We start from the raw sequence: 16,636 nt of genomic DNA, 5'->3' as shown, positions 1-16,636 counted from the left end.
AAGCTCCTTGAATAGCAGCGAAATCAGGCGTCGATGGCTTCGCGGTCGACCCGGTCGGAGGAGGCGACCAGCCAGTTGCGGCGCGGCTCGACCTTCTCGCCCATCAACAGTTCGAGCGCGTTCTCCGCGGCTTCGGCGTCGTCGATGGTGATCCGGCGGACCGCGCGGGTGGCCGGGTTCATCGTGGTGTCCCACAGTTCCTCGGCGTCCATCTCGCCGAGACCCTTGAACCGCTGAACCGGCGTGACGATCTGCTTGCCCGCCCGCTCCAGCTCCGCGTACTTGGTCTCCATCTCCTTCTGGGTGAAGGTGAAGTGGGACTCCGGGTTGCGGCCCTTGGTGACCAGTTTGTGCAGCGGCGGCATCGCGGCGTACAGCCTGCCGTCCTCGATCACCGGCCGCATGTACTTGGCGAACAGCGTGATCAGCAGCGTGCGGATATGCGAACCATCGACGTCCGCGTCGGCCATCAGGATCACCCGGCCGTAGCGCATGGTCGACAGGTCGAACGTGCGACCGCTGCCCGCGCCGAGCACCTGCACGATCGAGGCGATCTCGGCGTTCTTCAAGGTGTCGCCGAGCGACGCCTTCTGGACGTTGAGGATCTTGCCGCGCAAGGGAAGCAGTGCCTGGTACTCCGACACGCGCGCCATCCGCGCCGAACCGAGCGCGCTGTCACCCTCGACGAGGAACAGCTCACTGCGGGAAACGCCGGTGGTGCGGCAGTCGACCAGTTTCGGCGGCATGGCCGCGCCTTCGAGCGCGGTCTTGCGCCGGGCGGCGTCCTTCTGCTGCTTCTGGGTGAGCCGGACGCGTGCCGCGTCTACCACCTTCTGCAGCACGATCTTCGCCTCGGACTTGGTCTTGCGCTCTTCGGTCCAGGCGCGGATGTGCTTGTCGACGATGCCCTGGATGACGCGGGTGATGCCGGCGGTGGACAGCTCGTCCTTGGTCTGCGAGGTGAACTGCGGCTCGGGCAGCCGGACATGGACGACCGCCGTCATCCCTTCGAGGACGTCTTCGACGGTCGGCATCTCCTCCTTGGGCTTGAGCAGCCCGCGGGTTTTGGAAATGGCGTCCTGCAAGGCTTTCAGCACCGCGCGGTCGAAACCGCGGCGGTGCGTGCCGCCGTGCACGTTGCGGATGGTGTTGGTGAAGCACTCCACCGTGCGCTCGTAGCCGGTGCCCCAGCGCAGCGCGACCTCGACCTCCGCGTGACGCACCACATTGGACTGCATGACACCGCTGGCGTCGGCCGCGTTCTCCTTGTACGTGCCCTCGCCGTTGATGATCAGCGTGCCACAGACGGGTTTCTCGTCGGACGGGGCGAGGAAGTCGACCATGTCGGCGAGGCCGTTGGGGAAGTGGAAGGTCTCTTCGCTGATCGAGTCGTCGACGGCGGTGCGCAGTACGTACGTGACGCCGGGGACCAGGAACGCGGTGTTGCGCATCTTCGCGCGGACGCCCTCGACGTCGAGCGCGGCGCCGCTCTCGAAGTAGCGCGAGTCGTACCAGTACCGGATCGACGTGCCGGAGCGCTCGCCGCGCTTCATCTTGCCGGTGATGTTCAGCCCGGACTTGCGGGTGAACTTGGCCTTCGGGCCGGGCCCGTCGAACACGCCGGGGACGCCGTGCGCGAACGACATCTGGTGGACCTTGCCGCTCTGCTTCACCGTGACGTCGAAGCGGTGCGACAGCGCGTTCACCGCCGAGGCGCCGACACCGTGCAGACCACCGGAGGTCTTGTAGCCCGAGCCGCCGAACTTGCCGCCCGCGTGCAGCCTGGTCAGCACCAGTTCGACACCGGACAAACCGGATTTGGCGTGCGTGCCGGTGGGGATGCCGCGGCCGTCGTCATCGACCTGGACGCTGCCGTCGGCGTGCAGGGTGACCACGATCTTCGTGGCGTGACCCGCCACGCCCTCGTCGGTCGAGTTGTCCACGACCTCGGAGAACAGGTGGTTGATGCCGCGGCTGTCGGTGGAGCCGATGTACATGCCGGGGCGCTTGCGGACCGCTTCCAGACCCTCGAGATGCGTCAGGTCGTCGGCCCCGTACAGGGTCTCAGCAGTCACTGGGTACTTCTCCTGGAGTCGTGGCTCGCGAACTAGCTCGTGGAGGTGGTGTTCAACGCGACACCGTACTGGAGGATATCCGTCCCCTCCGACAGCTTCGTCCTCCCGAGCCCCGGGTGTGGCGGATCACGTTGTCCCGATGGCCGGGTCCCGGCTGGGAAAGCGGCTTTCTCCGGGCTTGGGTGAGGCGTTATCGTTCCCGGTGTCACAGGGTGACGGGGGGAAGAAGGTGGCCGTCGGAACCGGTCCCACACGCGTCTCGACCGCACAACGCGTCGTGAGTCTCTGGTATTTCGTGGTGGTCGTCGGGTCGTTCGGCATGCTCGCGCTGTTACCGGTCGCGCACGCCGCGATCCGCCTGCGGCGAGCCGCTCTCTGGCTGTTCGTGCTGGGCTACGGCGGCGTCGCCGTCGCGATGCTGCTCCTGCTCGAACGGGCGGCGGCGGAAGGCGAGTCGGAGGCGATGCTCTCGTTCGCCTGGCTCTTCGGCACCATCCTCTTGGTCACCGTGGCCTGTGTCCACCTCGCGCTGTTGCGGAAGAAGATCCTTTACCCGCCGCCGACGGCGTGGGTCGAGTCCGGCATGCACTGCGGGCTGTTCTCGATCGACATCGCCGGATTCGGCCAGGTCGGGCGCAGCAGCGAGGTCTTCGTCCAGGTCCGGCGGATGCTCTTCGGCCTGCTCGCCGACGCCTTCGAGGCCAGCGGGATCGCTTGGGACGCCTGCCTGAAACGCGACACCGGCGACGGCATGATCGTCGTGGTCCCGCCGCATTTCCCGAAGTTCCGCCTGGTGTATCCGCTGGTTTCCCGGCTGACCGCGGAACTCGCCAGGTACAACGTCGTCACCGAGCCCGGCCTGCGGATCCGCGTGCGGGTGGCGATCCACGCCGGCGAGATCGCGCTCGACGAGTACGGCGTGACGGGACGGCCGAAGGTGCTGCTCGCCCGGCTGCTCGATTCGCGGGTGCTGCGGGACGCGCTCGCCGAAGCGCCGGACGAGTCGCCCGTGGTGGTGCTCGTCTCCGACCGGTTCCACGAGGACGTCCAGGACCAGGGCGGCCCCGGTCTCGACACGATGAGCTACCGGCAGGTGCTCGTGCACGAGAAGGAGACCGAGGTCCGCGCCTGGCTGCACGTCCCGGACCCGGTGCTCAAAGAGCTGCCGTGAGGACCTCCAGCGCGCTGTGCTGACGGGCGGCGTCGATCTTGTCGACCGGCCCGGCCCAGCGGAGGCCATGCTGATCGAGCGACGTGCGGTTGTTCGCGATCGTCGAGTTCGCCTGGCGCGTCAGGTAGGCGCGGTAGGGCCTGCCTGCCAGCGCCCGGTCCAGCTCGCCGAGCCCTCTGGCGTACGCGCCCTTGAAGGACGGCCCGTCGGCGCCGCAGTCGCCGGACTCGCACGGGTCTCGCAGGATCCCGTTCGAGTGAAGCAGCGCCGTCGTGGTGGAGGCGTCCGCGAGTCTCCGGGCCGTGGTGAGCAGGGCGGCGTCACCGGTCGCGCGGTTCAGTTCGACGAGCGCGCCGAGGACGATGCCCTGGTTGTAACTCCAGACGGCCTGCCCGTTGTTGGCGCAGGAGGAGTTCAGGCCGTCGTTGACCAGACCGCTCCCGTTGATCATGCCGCTCGCGCGGAACCAGTCCCAGACCTCGCGTGCCCGCGCGAGCTGGAGCGTGTCGCCGGGGAGCCGGTTGTGCAGTGACGCGGCCACCTTGACGTACAGCTCGTTGGTGACGGCGTTCTTGTACGTCTTCGCCGTCGACCACCAGAGCCCGCCGCCGCAGGTCCCGTCGCGGTAGGAGTACATGTAGTCCGCCGCGATGACGGCGGTGTCGAGGTAGCGGCGGTCCTTGGTCAGGTCGTAGGCGCGGATCCAGGCGAGCGCCCACCAGCCGGTGTCGTCGATGTATTCGTTCGTGAAGTTGTCGCCACGGTTGCGGTCGAAGGTGTTGGCGATGGCGTAGCGGTAGTTCTGCGAACCGCTTTTGATGCTGTAGTCGAGGATCGCGGTGAGCGCGTTCGCCGAGTTCCACCAGCCCGTGGTCTGCCAGAGCCCGGTGCCGTTGTCGTAGAACTGCATGAGGGCGGTGGCGGCGGCTTCGGTGCGGTCGTTCGCGGCGACCGTGGTGCGGAACCACGGCGTGCAGGCGATTTCCGGCCGGTTGCTCGCCTTCCCGCAGGCGCGCAGGGCGCCGAAACGGTGGGTGGCGGGGTCGTCGGCGTTGAACATCAGGGTTCGCCAGCCGCGTTGACCGGACGGGATCTTCGTGTCGCCGATCCGGCTGTCGCCCGCCCAGGTGCGGCCGCCGTCGAAGGAACGGTCGAGCCAGACCTCGTCGCCGGGGTCGCCGTTGGCGATGCTGCCCCAGCCCATGTTGTCGCCGTCCGAGAGGTGCAGCGTGATGGCCCGGCCCCAGACGGACGCCGTGCCGGGTCTTCTTTCGCCGCCGGCCAAGGCGGGGTCGCGGCTGTCGCAGTACTTGGCGCAGATCGTCGCGGCGACGCTGGGTTCGGGAGTGGTGGTGGCCGGCGTGAGGGTGAATGTCAACGTTGTCACAAGCAGGGAGGTGAGCCACATGGATTCGAGTGTGGGGGCGGTCACTTTCCCGGCCGATCAAGTCACCCTTTCAGCTCGCGCCGATGGTCTGGAATACTTCTTGCGCGCGTGAGGTTGAACGCTCAAGCAACGTAACCCCGGCCCAGGGAGCAGGTCATGCAGTTCGGAATCTTCACGGTGGGCGATGTGACGACCGACCCGACCACCGGGGAGGCGCCCAGCGAGTACGAGCGGATCAAGGCGATGGTGCGGATCGCGCTCAAGGCCGAAGAAGTCGGCCTCGACGTCTTCGCGACCGGCGAGCACCACAACCCGCCCTTCGTGCCTTCTTCGCCTACGACGATGCTCGGCTACATCGCCGCGCAGACGTCGAAGATCATCCTTTCCACCTCGACCACGCTGATCACCACGAACGACCCGGTGAAGATCGCCGAGGACTTCGCGATGCTGCAGCATCTCGCCGACGGCCGCGTCGACCTGATGATGGGGCGCGGCAACACCGGCCCGGTGTACCCGTGGTTCGGACAGGACATCCGCCAGGGCATTCCGCTGGCCATCGAGAACTACCATCTGCTGCACCGGTTGTGGCGCGAGGACGTGGTCAGCTGGTCCGGCAAGTTCCGGACGCCGCTGCAGGAGTTCACCTCGACGCCGCGCCCGCTCGACGGTGTCCCGCCGTTCGTGTGGCACGGTTCGATCCGCAGCCCGGAGATCGCGGAACAGGCCGCCTACTACGGCGACGGGTTCTTCGCGAACCACATCTTCTGGCCGAAGGAGCACTTCCAGGCGCTGATCAACCTCTACCGCGAGCGGTACGAGCACTACGGGCACGGCAAGGCGGACCAGGCCATCGTCGGACTCGGCGGCCAGGTGTTCCTGCGGCCGAAGTCGCAGGACGCGGTGCGGGAGTTCCGGCCGTATTTCGACAACGCGCCGGTGTACGGGCACGGCCCGTCGCTGGAGGAGTTCACCGAGCAGACGCCGCTGACCGTCGGGAGCCCGCAAGAGGTGATCGACAAGACGCTGACCTTCCGCGAGCACTTCGGCGACTACCAGCGTCAGCTGTTCCTGATGGACCACGCCGGACTGCCGCTGAAGACCGTGCTGGAACAGCTCGACCTGCTGGGCGAGCACGTGATTCCGGTGCTGCGCAAGGAACTCGACTCGCTTCGTCCGGCGCACGTGCCCGAGGCTCCTACTCACGCTTCGCTTCGTTCGGAGGTGACGGTATGACGACGATCGCTGTCGTGACCGCGGGTTTGAGCCAGCCGTCCTCGACGCGGCTGCTCGCGGACAAGCTCGCTTTGTCGACTCGGTCGGTGCTGCCGGACGCGAAGATCGAAGTGATCGAACTCCGCGACCTGGCCGTCGAAGTCACGAAGAACATGCTGACCGGATTCCCTTCCCCGGCCCTGCGCGCGGCCATCGACAAGGTGACCGCCGCAGACGGTTTGATCGCCGTGACGCCCGTGTTCACCGCGTCGTACAGCGGGCTGTTCAAGTCGTTCTTCGATGTGCTGGACCAGAAGGCGCTCGACGGGAAACCGGTGCTGATCGGGGCCACCGGAGGAACCGAACGGCACTCGCTGGTGCTCGACTTCGCGCTGCGTCCGCTCTTCGCCTACCTTCGCGCCGAGCCTGTCGCGACGGCGGTGTACGCGGCTTCGTCGGACTGGGCGTCTCCGGGTGACCTCGACACGCGGGCTTCGCGGGCGGGGCGGGAGTTCGCCGCGCGGCTGTCGTCGGAGGGGACGGCGGCGGCTCCGGACAGCGGGTTCGTGCCGTTCGAGCAGCTGCTGGCCGGTGGGTGAGCAAGGGACCTTTGCTGCTCGTGTGCTCTCGTGAGTGGCAAGGATGGCAGGGCCGTCCTTGCCACTCACGAGGCGCTTTCAGGATGCCGACTGTGTGGATTTTGGGGCATTGGATGACCAGAAATCCACACACCTCTTACTCGCGGTGACACTCGCACCCACCGACCACGTCACGAGACGCGTTCAGGGGTCGGCCAGAGCGGCCGGATCTCGATGGTCGCGAACTTCGCGACCGGATGCTTCGACACGATCTCGATCGCCTCGTCGAGATCGGCGCACTCGATCAGGTCGTAGCCGAGGATCTGTTCCTTCGTCTCCGCGAACGGCCCGTCCGAGACGAGCAGTTCGCCGTCGCGGTGGCGCACGGTGGTCGCGGTGGCCGCCGACCGGAGCCTGCTGCCGGACAGCCGGACCCCGCGAGCGGTCATCTCGTCGACCCACGCCTGCGTCTTTTCGTCCAGTGGGTCTTCACTGTCGTCCGCGCCGGGGTACGGGCTTCCGCAGATCAGCAACATGTAGCGCATCGGTCCTCCTGTCTGAGCCTGTTCACCATCCCCGACGAACGGGCTCGTCCGATACAGACAGGTCGCGGACGATTCGGACCAGCGCGTTCGCGGCGCGACCGGCACAATCGACGAAAGGGACGACGGCGAGGAGAAGACGGTGGGCATCGGAAAACCCGTGAAGCAGGTCTTGATCCTGATAGCGGGCGGCGTTCTCCTGCTGGTCGGCATCGCGCTGCTCGTGCTGCCCGGGCCGGGCTTGCTGCTCGTGCTCGCGGGTCTGCTCGTGCTGGCCTCGGAGTTCCCCGTGGTGGAGAAGTACGTCGATCCGATCCGCGACAGGGCGATGAAGGCGGCCGAGGACAGTGTTTCGTCGCCGCTGCGCATCGCGGGTTCGGTCCTGGCCGGGCTGGGCCTGCTGGCCGCGGGGATCGTGTGGGGGCTCGTGCCGGGGCTGCCGCTCGGGGGCTGGAGCACCGGGTCGAGCCTGATCCTGTCCGGGCTCATCCTGTTCGCCCTGCTGATCTGGAGCTACAAGCGGGTGCAGGCCAGGAGGGCCGCGAACGCCGAATAACAGCCGGGTGGTCTGGTACCGTGCGCCGCGTGGCACCCGACTTCCAGCGCGCACGGCGGCCGGAACAGGTCGAGGCCCGGCGCGCGGCGATCCTCGGCGTGGCGCGCGAACTCCTGGCCGAGCGGCCCGTCTCCCGGATCAGCCTGCGGGAACTGAGCGATCGGGTGGGCCTGGCGAAGTCGAACGTGCTGCGGTACTTCGACAGCCGGGAGGCGATCTTCCTGGAGGTCCTGGACTCCGTCTGGGTCTCGTGGCTCGACGAACTCGAAGGCGAGCTGAGCGCCCTCGACGGCCCCGGCTACGAGCGAGTCGCGACCGTCATCGCGACGTCGATCTCGCGGCAGCGCCTGCTGTGCGAGCTGATCAGCACGATGGCCGCGGTACTGGAACGCAACATCTCCGTGGAGACCGCCCGGACGTTCAAGACGCGGGCCGGTGAACGGACCGAACGGCTCGCCGGGATCGTCCGCGCTCGAGTGACGCTGGACGCCGAAGCGGCCGGGTACTTCGCGAAGGCCGTCTTCATCCTCGTCGCGGGACTGTGGCCCTACGCGAACCCGGGCGAGGCCGTGGCGACGGTCCTGGCCGAACGCGGGGCGCCCGCCGGCCACGCGATGTTCGTCGACGGGCTGACCGAAGGGCTGGCGAACCAGCTGGCGGGTCTGCTCGTTCGTGCAGGTCAGAGCCCTGAGTGGTAGCAAAGGTCCCTTGCTCCCTTCCCGCACGCGCCAGGACGGGCGAGCCTGCATAAGGTGAGCCGAACCCACTTGCACAAGGAGCGATCATGAGCCCAGGCGGCACCCTCACCCTCGGCGATCTCACCGTGAGCCGGATGGGCTACGGCGCCATGCGGCTGTCCGGCCCCGGCATCTGGGGGCCGCCGAGCGACCGCGACGCCGCGATCGCCGTCCTCCGCGAGGCTGTCGAGCTAGGGGTGACCCACATCGACACGAGCGACTTCTACGGCCCGCACACGACCAACGAGCTGATCCGCGAGGCCCTGCATCCGTACCCGGACGAGCTGCACATCGTCACGAAGGTCGGCGCGAAGCGGTCTCCGGACAAGGGCTGGCCGTCGGCGCTCTCACGCGAGGAGCTGACCTCCGCGGTCCACGACAACCTGCGCAACCTCGGCCTCGACGTCCTCGACGTGGTCAACCTGCGGCTCGCGGGGGAGCACGGCGTCTTCCCGATCCCGGTCTCGATCACGGAGCCGTTCGAGGTGCTCGCCGAGCTTCAGCAGCAGGGCCTGATCCGGCACCTCGGCCTGAGCCACGTCTCGGCGGAACAGGTCAAGGAAGCCCGCGCCATCGCGCCGGTCGTCTGCGTGCAGAACGAGTACAACGTCGCGAACCGCGCCAACGACGGCCTCCTCGACGCCCTCGCGGCCATCAACATCCCGTTCGTGCCGTACTTCCCGCTCGGCGGGTTCACGCCGCTCCAGTCCGGCGTCCTCGACGACTGCGCCCGCCGGGTCGACGCGACGCCGATGCAGGTCGCGCTCGCGTGGCTGCTCCAGCGGTCGCCGAACATCCTGCTGATCCCGGGTACGTCCTCGCCGGCGCACTTGCGGGAGAACGTCGCCGCCGCGGAACTCGAGTTGCCCGCGGATGTCCTGGCGGATCTCGACGTCCTGGCCCAGTGATCCGTGAAGGCCTCCTTCCCTACGCTCAAGGTAGGGAAGGAGGCCNTCCGTGAAGGCCTCCTTCCCTACGCTCAAGGTAGGGAAGGAGGCCTTCACGGACCTTCAGAGGACATCCCGGCGCCGCAGCAGCCAGCCACCCAGACCGGCGAAGACCACCAGATAGCCTGCCACGATCAGCGTCGCCTGGGAGACATCGACGAGTTCCCCGATCCCCGGCGTCGCGCCCGAAGCTCCCAGCGACGCGGCCAGCGAACCGGCGTTGGCTCCCGGCAACGCCAGCTGGAGCGTGCCGACCCAGTCCACCAGCGGGGCCGCGACACCGAACAGCAGGTTCTGGATCACCAGCAGCCACACCAGGCCGAGCCCGATCGGCAGCGCCACCCCGCGCATCGCGATGGCGAGAGCCGCGCCGAGTGCCGCCCAGGTCATCGCGATCAGCCAGCCGGCACCGATCCCCGTCAACAGCGAGCCGAACGACGGCCAGTTCATCGGCTCGCCCTCCGAAGACGCGATGAGCGCGCTCGTGACCGCGCCGGTCGCGAAGCTCGTCAGTACGACGGTCAGTGACGCGACGGCCAGCGCGAACAATTTTCCACTGTAGACGGTCAGTCGCGAAGGTCCTTGTGTCAGCACGGTCTTCCACGTGCTCCAGCCGTACTCGGTGCCGACGGCCAGCACCCCGAGCACGAGCAGGATCGCCCCGAGGAACACCGGCAGCCCGCCGATCGAGTTGCCGACCAGATTCGCCGGAAGCGTCGCGACCAGCCCGCGGTCCGCCCCGGGCGCCCCGCTCGACGAACCCGCCGCGCCCGCGAGCGGCAGCAGGTAGGTGAAGGTCAGGCCGAGCGCGACCGCGATCCCCAGCATGAACCAGTTCGCCGGACGCCGGACGAGTTTCGCCAGCTCGGCGGTACAGCTACCCCACATGATCCGCCACCTCTCCGGTGAGCTCGAAGAAGACCTGTTCCAGATCCCGTTCGCGGACGTGCAGTTCGCGGACCGGGATCCCTTCCGTGACGAGTTCGCGGTTCAGCCACGACGCGCGTTCCGGGTCGACCGTCAGGTCGAGACCGGTCCCGCTCGCGCGCACGTTCTCCGCGCCGATCCAGTGCCGCACCAGGTCCGCGGCGCGCACGATGTCATCGGCCTCGATGTGCAGTACCGTGCCGCCGCGCAGTTCGGCCACCGTGTTCTCCGCGACCAGCCGCCCGTGCGAGACGACGCCGACCCGGTCGCAGATCTGCTGGACCTCGCCCAGTAGGTGGCTCGACAGCAGCACGGTGCAGCCCTCCGCGCCGAGCCTGCGGATCAGCACCCGCATGTCGGCCATGCCGGCCGGGTCGAGCCCGTTGGTCGGCTCGTCGAGGATCAGCAACCGCGGATTCTTCAGCAGCGCCGCGGCGACACCGAGCCGCTGCTTCATGCCGAGCGAGTAGGTCGAGTACCGGTCCTTGCCGCGATCGGCGAGGTCGACCATCGCGAGCACCTCGCCGACGCGGAGCGGATCCGTTCCGCTGTACCGGGCCAGCACCTTGAGATTGTCCGAACCGGACAGATACGGGTAGAACCCCGGTGATTCGATCAGCGCGCCGACGCCGTCGAGATCGCCGGGTGGCCTGCCGAACAGCCGGACGCTGCCGGAAGTCGGCCGGACGAGCCCCAGCAGCATCCGCAAAGTCGTCGTCTTGCCCGCGCCGTTCGGGCCGAGGAAGCCGTAGATCTCGCCGGGCAGCACGGTCAGCTTCATCCGGTCGACGGCGAGTTGCTCGCCGTACCGTTTCGTGAGTTCGTCTGTGTCCACGGGAAGGTTCATGGTGACGAATGGTGTCCCGGGTGAGGCCGTCGCCACATCCGTTCACAGGCGGCACTCCGCGTACGTCGCCGGACGTAGCCCGATGGCCGGAATCCTGCGACATCTGTCGAAAACACCGGTACCGGAGGCCCGGATGACGATCATAGGCTCGGTGGCGTGTCGAAAGTCCTTTTGATTCTCCATGTGCTCGCCGCCGTCATCGCGGTCGGTCCGGTCACCGTCGCGGCGAGCATGTTCCCCGCCGCCGCGCGCAAGGCCTTCGCCGAGCCGGGTTCCGGACTGTCCGTGCTTCGCGCGCTCAACCGGATCTGCCGTGTCTACGCGATCTTCGGTCTCGCGGTGCCGTTCTTCGGACTGGCGACGGCGGGCAGCATGCGGGTGTTCGGTGACCTGTGGGTGATCGTGTCGATCGTGCTCACCGCCGCGGCCGCCGGCGTGCTGGCGTTGCTGGTCCTGCCGGGGCAGAACGCGATCCTCGCCGCGCTGGACGCGGAGCCGCCGTCGGCGCCGGTCACCGCCGGGCGGGTGGCGATGTACACCGGGATGTTCAATCTGCTCTGGGCCGTGGTGACGGTGCTGATGATCGTGCGGCCCGGATCGACCACCGGTGCCTGAAAGGCTCATGAGTGGTAAGGACGGTTCTAACCGTCCTTACCACTCACGACGCTTTGGCCTACGCGCTCAGCAACTGGTTGAAGAACGACCGGTAGCGGCGCAGCGCGATCCGGAGGTCTTCGGTCGCCGGTTCGCCCTGACTCCACGCGGATTCCAGTTCCTTCTTGTGGTCCGCGAACGTCGTGGCCAGGTTCTGGATCACGACCGCGACGAGTTCGTCGGCCTCCTTGACCGCCCGCCGCGGATCGTCCACAAAGGCCGTTTGGATGCCTTGCCAGCTTTCGCGGAAGCTGTCGACATCGGCGTCGGCGAACAATGCCTGCGCTTCGTCTTCTTCGGTGCGCTCGGAATCGGCGGCCACCAAGTCCTCGGTGCTCAAGGTCTGCCCGTCAGCGGTCGGTTCCTCGCCGGGCCGATCCGTCGTCCCCGCGACGCGTTCCGTTCCCTCGGTTTCCGGGGGCCTGCTTTCCATGGGTTTCCGCTCCTTCGCCGGCATCGGTCAACAGATCTTCGAACACTTCGCGGTAGTGCTTCATCGCTTCGCGCATGTCCTCTGTGGACATTTCGGATTCCCGCTGGCGCACCAGCGTGTCGTGTCCGGCGCGGTAGTGCCGCAACGCGTTCGCGTGCCGGACGGACAGATCCGCGACCTGCTGGTCGTACCCCTCGGTCGGGTATCCGCGCTCGGCCATCAAGGAGACCAGCACCCGGTCCGCTTCGACGACGGCGCCGGACGGACGGTCGACGAACTGTTCCTGGATCAGCGCCCATTCCTGGGCGTACCGGTCCTTTGTGGTCTCCGGCAGCGGCCGGATGTCGAGATCCGAATGTCGTTTCACCCGCGACGAAAGCTCACGTTCGGCTTCCCTCGGGTTTTCGTGTTCCTCGACCGCCCGGTCGTATTCGGGACCGAATGTCTCTCGCAATCGCCGCCTGCGCTGCTCCGCGACGATGAACCAAGCGGCCGCGCCCACCACAAGGATCGCGGCGATGACGATGATGATGACCAACCACGTGGGCATCGTTATCTCCTCCGGATATTTCGCCGGTGAACCCCCGACAGGTTGTGAGTTCCCCGGCATCCCGGCCGGAAACCCTTGTGACACAAGAAGTTTGGATCTTAGGCCGGATGGCGCAGTGGGATGATCTCGATTCCCGTCTTCGCGTGGGGTGGCGCGGCCATTCGGCGGAGATCGTGAGGCTTGCTAACCAGGCGTCCCCCTTTTGGGTGCCGACGATGACTCAGTGTAGGTAATCGCTCCCGATCATTGCTCCGTTGTGGCACTATTGCCCCGTTCGCAGGAAGAGGGCCTGCGACAGAGGGGGGCCGTCGTAATCGAGGCTGCCTGGTACGACAAAGAAAGATCATCAGGGGAGGAGATCGTCAAATGTCGACGCCTACGGACGTCAAGGACCCCATCGGCGAGGAGGAGCCGGTCGACCCGGCTCAGCCCAAGCCCGACCTGCCGCAGCACGAGCACAGTCCGGACTGTGAGCATTACCGCGACAAGCTGCTGGAATGCTCGGGCGGCTGCATCCAGACCCCGCCTCCGGCGCCTTGACCGGATGAGCCGGAAGACTTCGGCCGCTCGTTGGGGCATTCCCTGACGAGCGGCGGTCTTTCGGCTACCGGCTGTGCTGTCATAGATCAGTGGTCGTAACAGAACTCGGGGTGGCCGAGGCCATCGACAAGGCACGTGCCCTGCAGCGGGCGGGGGTCGACGCGGTCTGCTCGGGGCGGCCGCGTGAGGGCTTGAAGCTCCTCCACCGTGGCATGTCGGTGCTCGACTCGGTCGATCCGGACGATGAACCCACCCGGTGGGAATGGTCGTCCGCTCGTATCCGGCTCACGAATTCGCTCGTCGCGCTCGGCACGGAGACCGGGGGCGAGGTCGCCGCCGGTCTCGTCGAACTCGACGAGGTGCGGTCACTGCTCGACGGGATCGGCGACCCGAAACTGCGTGCGGAACTGAGCGGCGCCATCGATCACAATTACGGGCTCATGCTCATGGCGGTGGGCAGAAACGAAGAAGGTATCGCCTACTTCGACGCCTCGATCGAGCACAAGGAATTCGTGCTCGCTTCGACGCCCGACCCGGTCCCCCTGCTCGGCCCGTTCCTGGGCACGATGATCACCCGCGGGCTCGCGTATACGCGGTTGGGCGATGTGGGCCGGGCTCGCGAGGACCTTGCTAGGGCGATGGACATCGCGGAGAAGTACGAACTGCGGCAGCAGGCGGCGGATGCGCGGCGACCTCTCGGTTCGCTCGAACTGAGGATCGGGAACGTCCCCGTCGCACTTCGGCTCTACGGAGAAAGTGAAAAGATCTACCGGGCGCTCGACGTCGAGATCCATCCGCTCCTGCGTCTCGAGCAAGGAAAGGCGCTGCTCGCCGCGGGACTGGCCGAAGAGGCCGCGGGGCACCTCGACGATGTGCTGTTGGTGATGCACGAGCAGACCAGTATCACCCGTGATCTCGCCGACGTGGAGCTGTATCGCGCGTCGGCGGCGCTGATGAGCGATGATCTCGAACTCGCCCGTTCGTACGCCGCGTCCGCACGCCGCAGGATGCTGCGGTGGGGCTGCCAGACCTGCGTCGCCAACGCGACCATCGTCGGCCTCCGTGCCGACGTGCAGGAAGCCTTGCGCACCAACGTGATCCCGCCGGCCTTGACGTCTCGCGCGCTGCGCGCGGCGAACGCGATGCCGATGCCGCGGCTCGCCGATCAGGCGGCGCTGGCGCGGATGCTGGCAGTCCGGGTCGAGCTGCGCAAGGGAAAACGCAAGCGTGCGGCCGAGTTGCTCGAACGGATTCCGCGGCCGGGGCGGCTGACCTCCGTCGATTATCGGATGTTGCGCAGGCTTTGCCGTGCGGAACTCGCGGTGGCCGAGGGCGACAAGAGCAGGGCGCTGGCCGAGATCCGGGCCGGGCTCACCGAACTCGACCGCGTCCGTGATCGGATGGGCGGCATCGAGCTGGTGTCCGGGACGGCGCTGCACGGCAGGGAGCTGGCGGATCTGGCCGTCAAGATCGTGCTGGAGCGCGCCGACGCGGCCCGGTTGTTCGGCTGGACGGAGCGGACCCGCGCGCAAAGTTACCGGTACGAACCTGTTGTCGCGGCCGATCCGGAGCTCGCCGAGCGGGTCGGTGAGGTCCGGGGGCTCGATCAGGCGATCCACCAGGCACAGCACGACGGGCATCCGACGGCGGCGTTGCGTTCCAAGCACGCCGAGCGGTTGCGCGAGGCGCATCGGCTCGGGTGGCATACGGGCCGCTGGGGCAGGCCGCGGCCGGTCGCGCGGCTCGCCGAGGTGGCCGGCGAGCTGGGCGAACGCGCGCTGGTGAGTTTCGCGTCGTCGGGGGACGACCTGGTGGCGATGGTGGTCGTCGGCGGACGGTGCGAACTGGTGCGGCTCGGTTCGGCCGAGCGGGCGGCGGAGTCCGCGCGGATGCTGAACGTCGATCTCGACGCCCTCGCGCCGGATCGGTTGCCGGCGCCGCTGGTCCGGTCGGTGCTCGCTTCGGCGCGCAAACAGGCCGAACGGCTGGACAGCCAGCTGATCCGGCCGCTCGAAGCGCTGCTCGGGGACCGCGGTCTGGTCGTCGTGCCGACCGGCCCGTTGTTCGCCGTTCCTTGGGGAGTGCTGCCGGCGCTGCGGTCACGGCCGATCGTCGTGGCTCCCTCGGCGACGGCGTGGCTGGGCGCGGAGCGCTCGGCGATGCCCCGCGCGCGGAAGGTCGTCCTCGTCCGCGGGCCCGGCCTCGTCGGGACCAGGGGTGAGCTGGACAAACTCGCCCCGCACTACCGGTCCGCGCATACGCTGGCCGGGGCCGACGCGACCGTGTCCTCCGTCTTGCGTGCGCTGGACGGCGCGAAGCTCGCGCACATCGCCGCGCACGGCGCGCACGAACCCGAGAACGCCTTGTTCTCCCGGCTGGAACTGGCCGACGGCGCGCTTTTCGCGCACGAGATGGCCGGGCTCGCGCAGCCTCCGGCGCAAGTCGTCTTCGCGGCCTGTGAACTGGCGCTGAACCGGATCCGGCCCGGCGACGAGGTTCTCGGTTTCGCCAGCGCGTTGCTCGCGAGCGGTTCGCGGACGGTGATCGCGCCGTTGAGCCGAGTCGGTGACGAGGCCGCGGCGGCCGCGATGGACGATTACCACCGCGGACTCGCCGAAGGGGCCGGACCGGCGACGGCCTTGGCGGACACCATCGCCGTTGATCCGTTCCGGCGACCGTTCGTCTGTTTGGGTGCGGGCTGAACGTCCGGCTTGACAACCCCTGTTCGATCTTCACGACTCCAAGTGCCCGGTTGGTTACTCTTGACCGAGTCGTCTGAACCAATTATGGTCTAGACCACATTCGCCTGCTCGGCGCTTCGGCGGATGTGTCCCGACCTTCATTGGTATTTCGCTCGCTGTGACCCAGGAATCTCGAGTCCGCGGTGGGTGTAGAGATGGGAAAGGGGTAGGCATGAGCTTCAAACGACGGCTTTTGACCCTGGCGGCAGGTGCGGCGATGGTGCCGGCGGCTCTGGTCGCGATCCCGGCGGGCACCGCCAACGCGCACGGTTACGTTTCCTCGCCTGCGAGCAGGCAGGCGCAGTGCGCGCAGAACACGGTTTCCTGTGGCTCCATCAAATGGGAGCCGCAAAGTGTCGAGGGCCCCAAGGGTCTCATGAGCTGTAACGGCGGTGTCGGGCGTTTCGCGGACCTCAACGACGACAGCAAGGGCTGGAAGGTGCATTCCCTCGGCCGTACCACCACGTTCCGGTGGACGCTGACGGCTCGCCACCGCACCAGCACTTGGGAATACTTCGTCGACGGCGCCAAGGTCGCCAGCTTCAACGACGGTGGCGCGCAGCCGGGTGCCACGGTCACCCACAGCGTGAACCTGCAGCAGAGCGGGCGGCACAAGATCCTCGCCCGCTGGAACGTCTACGACACGGCGAACGCCTTCTACGCCTGCATCGACGCCAACATCGGCTAGGTGCCGGCTCTCGTGAGTGGTAGTGACGCCGTCACTACCACTCACGAGATT

17 protein-coding genes are annotated in these 16,636 nt (G+C 67.6%); 10 read left to right on the top strand and 7 right to left on the bottom strand.

What is annotated here, in order from left to right:
• Positions 1 to 23: 23 nt before the first annotated feature.
• Entirely contained in the window at positions 24 to 2,075 is a 2,052-nt protein-coding gene (locus LCL61_RS38230) for a DNA topoisomerase IV subunit B (protein ID WP_340684251.1), read from the bottom strand.
• 277 nt (positions 2,076 to 2,352) lie between these two features.
• Between LCL61_RS38230 and LCL61_RS38225 the strand changes: the two genes are divergently transcribed.
• Positions 2,353 to 3,246 (top strand): hypothetical protein, encoded by an 894-nt coding sequence (locus tag LCL61_RS38225; protein ID WP_340684250.1) that lies wholly within the window; start codon positions 2,353 to 2,355, stop codon positions 3,244 to 3,246.
• Here the strand turns inward: LCL61_RS38225 and LCL61_RS38220 are convergent.
• Positions 3,230 to 4,654 carry a glycoside hydrolase family 76 protein gene (locus tag LCL61_RS38220; RefSeq protein ID WP_340684249.1) on the bottom strand — a complete coding sequence of 475 codons (1,425 nt, stop codon included), beginning with the start codon at positions 4,652 to 4,654 and terminating at the stop codon, positions 3,230 to 3,232. The genes LCL61_RS38225 and LCL61_RS38220 overlap by 17 nt on opposite strands.
• Positions 4,655 to 4,789: 135 nt before the next feature.
• On the opposite strand from LCL61_RS38220, the gene LCL61_RS38215 reads away from it, so the two are divergent.
• Both LCL61_RS38215 and LCL61_RS38210 read left to right on the top strand, forming a co-directional pair.
• Complete coding sequence (locus tag LCL61_RS38215; RefSeq protein WP_340684248.1) at positions 4,790 to 5,866, top strand: LLM class flavin-dependent oxidoreductase; 1,077 nt, start codon at positions 4,790 to 4,792, stop codon at positions 5,864 to 5,866.
• Positions 5,863 to 6,444 (top strand): FMN reductase, encoded by a 582-nt coding sequence (locus LCL61_RS38210; RefSeq protein WP_340684247.1) that lies wholly within the window; start codon positions 5,863 to 5,865, stop codon positions 6,442 to 6,444. Before LCL61_RS38215 ends, LCL61_RS38210 begins: the two co-directional genes overlap by 4 nt.
• 170 nt (positions 6,445 to 6,614) lie before the next feature.
• On the opposite strand, the gene LCL61_RS38205 is transcribed toward LCL61_RS38210, so the two are convergent.
• On the bottom strand, positions 6,615 to 6,968 hold the full coding sequence (locus LCL61_RS38205; RefSeq protein WP_340684246.1) for a YciI family protein: 354 nt from the start codon (positions 6,966 to 6,968) through the stop codon (positions 6,615 to 6,617).
• A 139-nt stretch (positions 6,969 to 7,107) separates the two neighbouring features.
• Here LCL61_RS38205 and LCL61_RS38200 point away from each other — a divergent pair, with 139 nt between their 5' ends.
• The 3 genes from LCL61_RS38200 (at position 7,108) to LCL61_RS38190 (ending at position 9,166) form a co-directional block, all read left to right on the top strand.
• Positions 7,108 to 7,521 carry a PGPGW domain-containing protein gene (locus tag LCL61_RS38200; protein ID WP_340684245.1) on the top strand — a complete coding sequence of 138 codons (414 nt, stop codon included), beginning with the start codon at positions 7,108 to 7,110 and terminating at the stop codon, positions 7,519 to 7,521.
• 20 nt (positions 7,522 to 7,541) lie between these two features.
• Positions 7,542 to 8,219 carry a TetR/AcrR family transcriptional regulator gene (locus LCL61_RS38195; RefSeq protein ID WP_340684244.1) on the top strand — a complete coding sequence of 226 codons (678 nt, stop codon included), beginning with the start codon at positions 7,542 to 7,544 and terminating at the stop codon, positions 8,217 to 8,219.
• An 86-nt stretch (positions 8,220 to 8,305) separates the two neighbouring features.
• Positions 8,306 to 9,166: an aldo/keto reductase family oxidoreductase gene (locus LCL61_RS38190; RefSeq protein ID WP_340684243.1), complete on the top strand. Its 861-nt coding sequence runs from the start codon at positions 8,306 to 8,308 to the stop codon at positions 9,164 to 9,166.
• Positions 9,167 to 9,268: 102 nt separating this feature from the next.
• Here LCL61_RS38190 and LCL61_RS38185 read toward each other — a convergent pair whose 3' ends face one another.
• Entirely contained in the window at positions 9,269 to 10,093 is an 825-nt protein-coding gene (locus tag LCL61_RS38185) for an ABC transporter permease (RefSeq protein WP_340684242.1), read from the bottom strand.
• Positions 10,083 to 10,979: an ABC transporter ATP-binding protein gene (locus LCL61_RS38180; protein ID WP_340684241.1), complete on the bottom strand. Its 897-nt coding sequence runs from the start codon at positions 10,977 to 10,979 to the stop codon at positions 10,083 to 10,085. Before LCL61_RS38180 ends, LCL61_RS38185 begins: the two co-directional genes overlap by 11 nt.
• A gap of 156 nt (positions 10,980 to 11,135) precedes the next feature.
• On the opposite strand from LCL61_RS38180, the gene LCL61_RS38175 reads away from it, so the two are divergent.
• Positions 11,136 to 11,594, top strand: coding sequence for a hypothetical protein (locus LCL61_RS38175; protein ID WP_340684240.1), 459 nt, complete (start codon positions 11,136 to 11,138; stop codon positions 11,592 to 11,594).
• 58 nt (positions 11,595 to 11,652) lie between these two features.
• Here the strand turns inward: LCL61_RS38175 and LCL61_RS38170 are convergent, their stop codons facing one another.
• On the bottom strand, positions 11,653 to 11,973 hold the full coding sequence (locus LCL61_RS38170; protein ID WP_340684239.1) for a hypothetical protein: 321 nt from the start codon (positions 11,971 to 11,973) through the stop codon (positions 11,653 to 11,655).
• A gap of 10 nt (positions 11,974 to 11,983) precedes the next feature.
• A complete protein-coding gene (locus LCL61_RS38165; RefSeq protein WP_340684238.1) occupies positions 11,984 to 12,616 on the bottom strand; it encodes a hypothetical protein in 633 nt (210 codons plus the stop codon).
• A gap of 366 nt (positions 12,617 to 12,982) precedes the next feature.
• On the opposite strand from LCL61_RS38165, the gene LCL61_RS38160 reads away from it, so the two are divergent.
• From LCL61_RS38160 to LCL61_RS38150, 3 genes are all read left to right on the top strand, one after another.
• Complete coding sequence (locus tag LCL61_RS38160; protein WP_340684237.1) at positions 12,983 to 13,156, top strand: hypothetical protein; 174 nt, start codon at positions 12,983 to 12,985, stop codon at positions 13,154 to 13,156.
• Between the two features lie 89 nt (positions 13,157 to 13,245).
• Positions 13,246 to 15,858, top strand: coding sequence for a CHAT domain-containing protein (locus LCL61_RS38155; RefSeq protein WP_340684236.1), 2,613 nt, complete (start codon positions 13,246 to 13,248; stop codon positions 15,856 to 15,858).
• 211 nt (positions 15,859 to 16,069) lie between these two features.
• Positions 16,070 to 16,585 (top strand): lytic polysaccharide monooxygenase auxiliary activity family 9 protein, encoded by a 516-nt coding sequence (locus LCL61_RS38150; RefSeq protein ID WP_340684235.1) that lies wholly within the window; start codon positions 16,070 to 16,072, stop codon positions 16,583 to 16,585.
• The last annotated feature ends 51 nt before the right edge of the window (positions 16,586 to 16,636 follow it).

Source organism: Amycolatopsis coloradensis (assembly GCF_037997115.1).
Lineage (GTDB): Bacteria > Actinomycetota > Actinomycetes > Mycobacteriales > Pseudonocardiaceae > Amycolatopsis > Amycolatopsis coloradensis_A.
The sequence above is the reverse complement of the archived record's forward strand: the minus strand, read 5'-3'. Positions and strand labels throughout refer to the sequence as shown.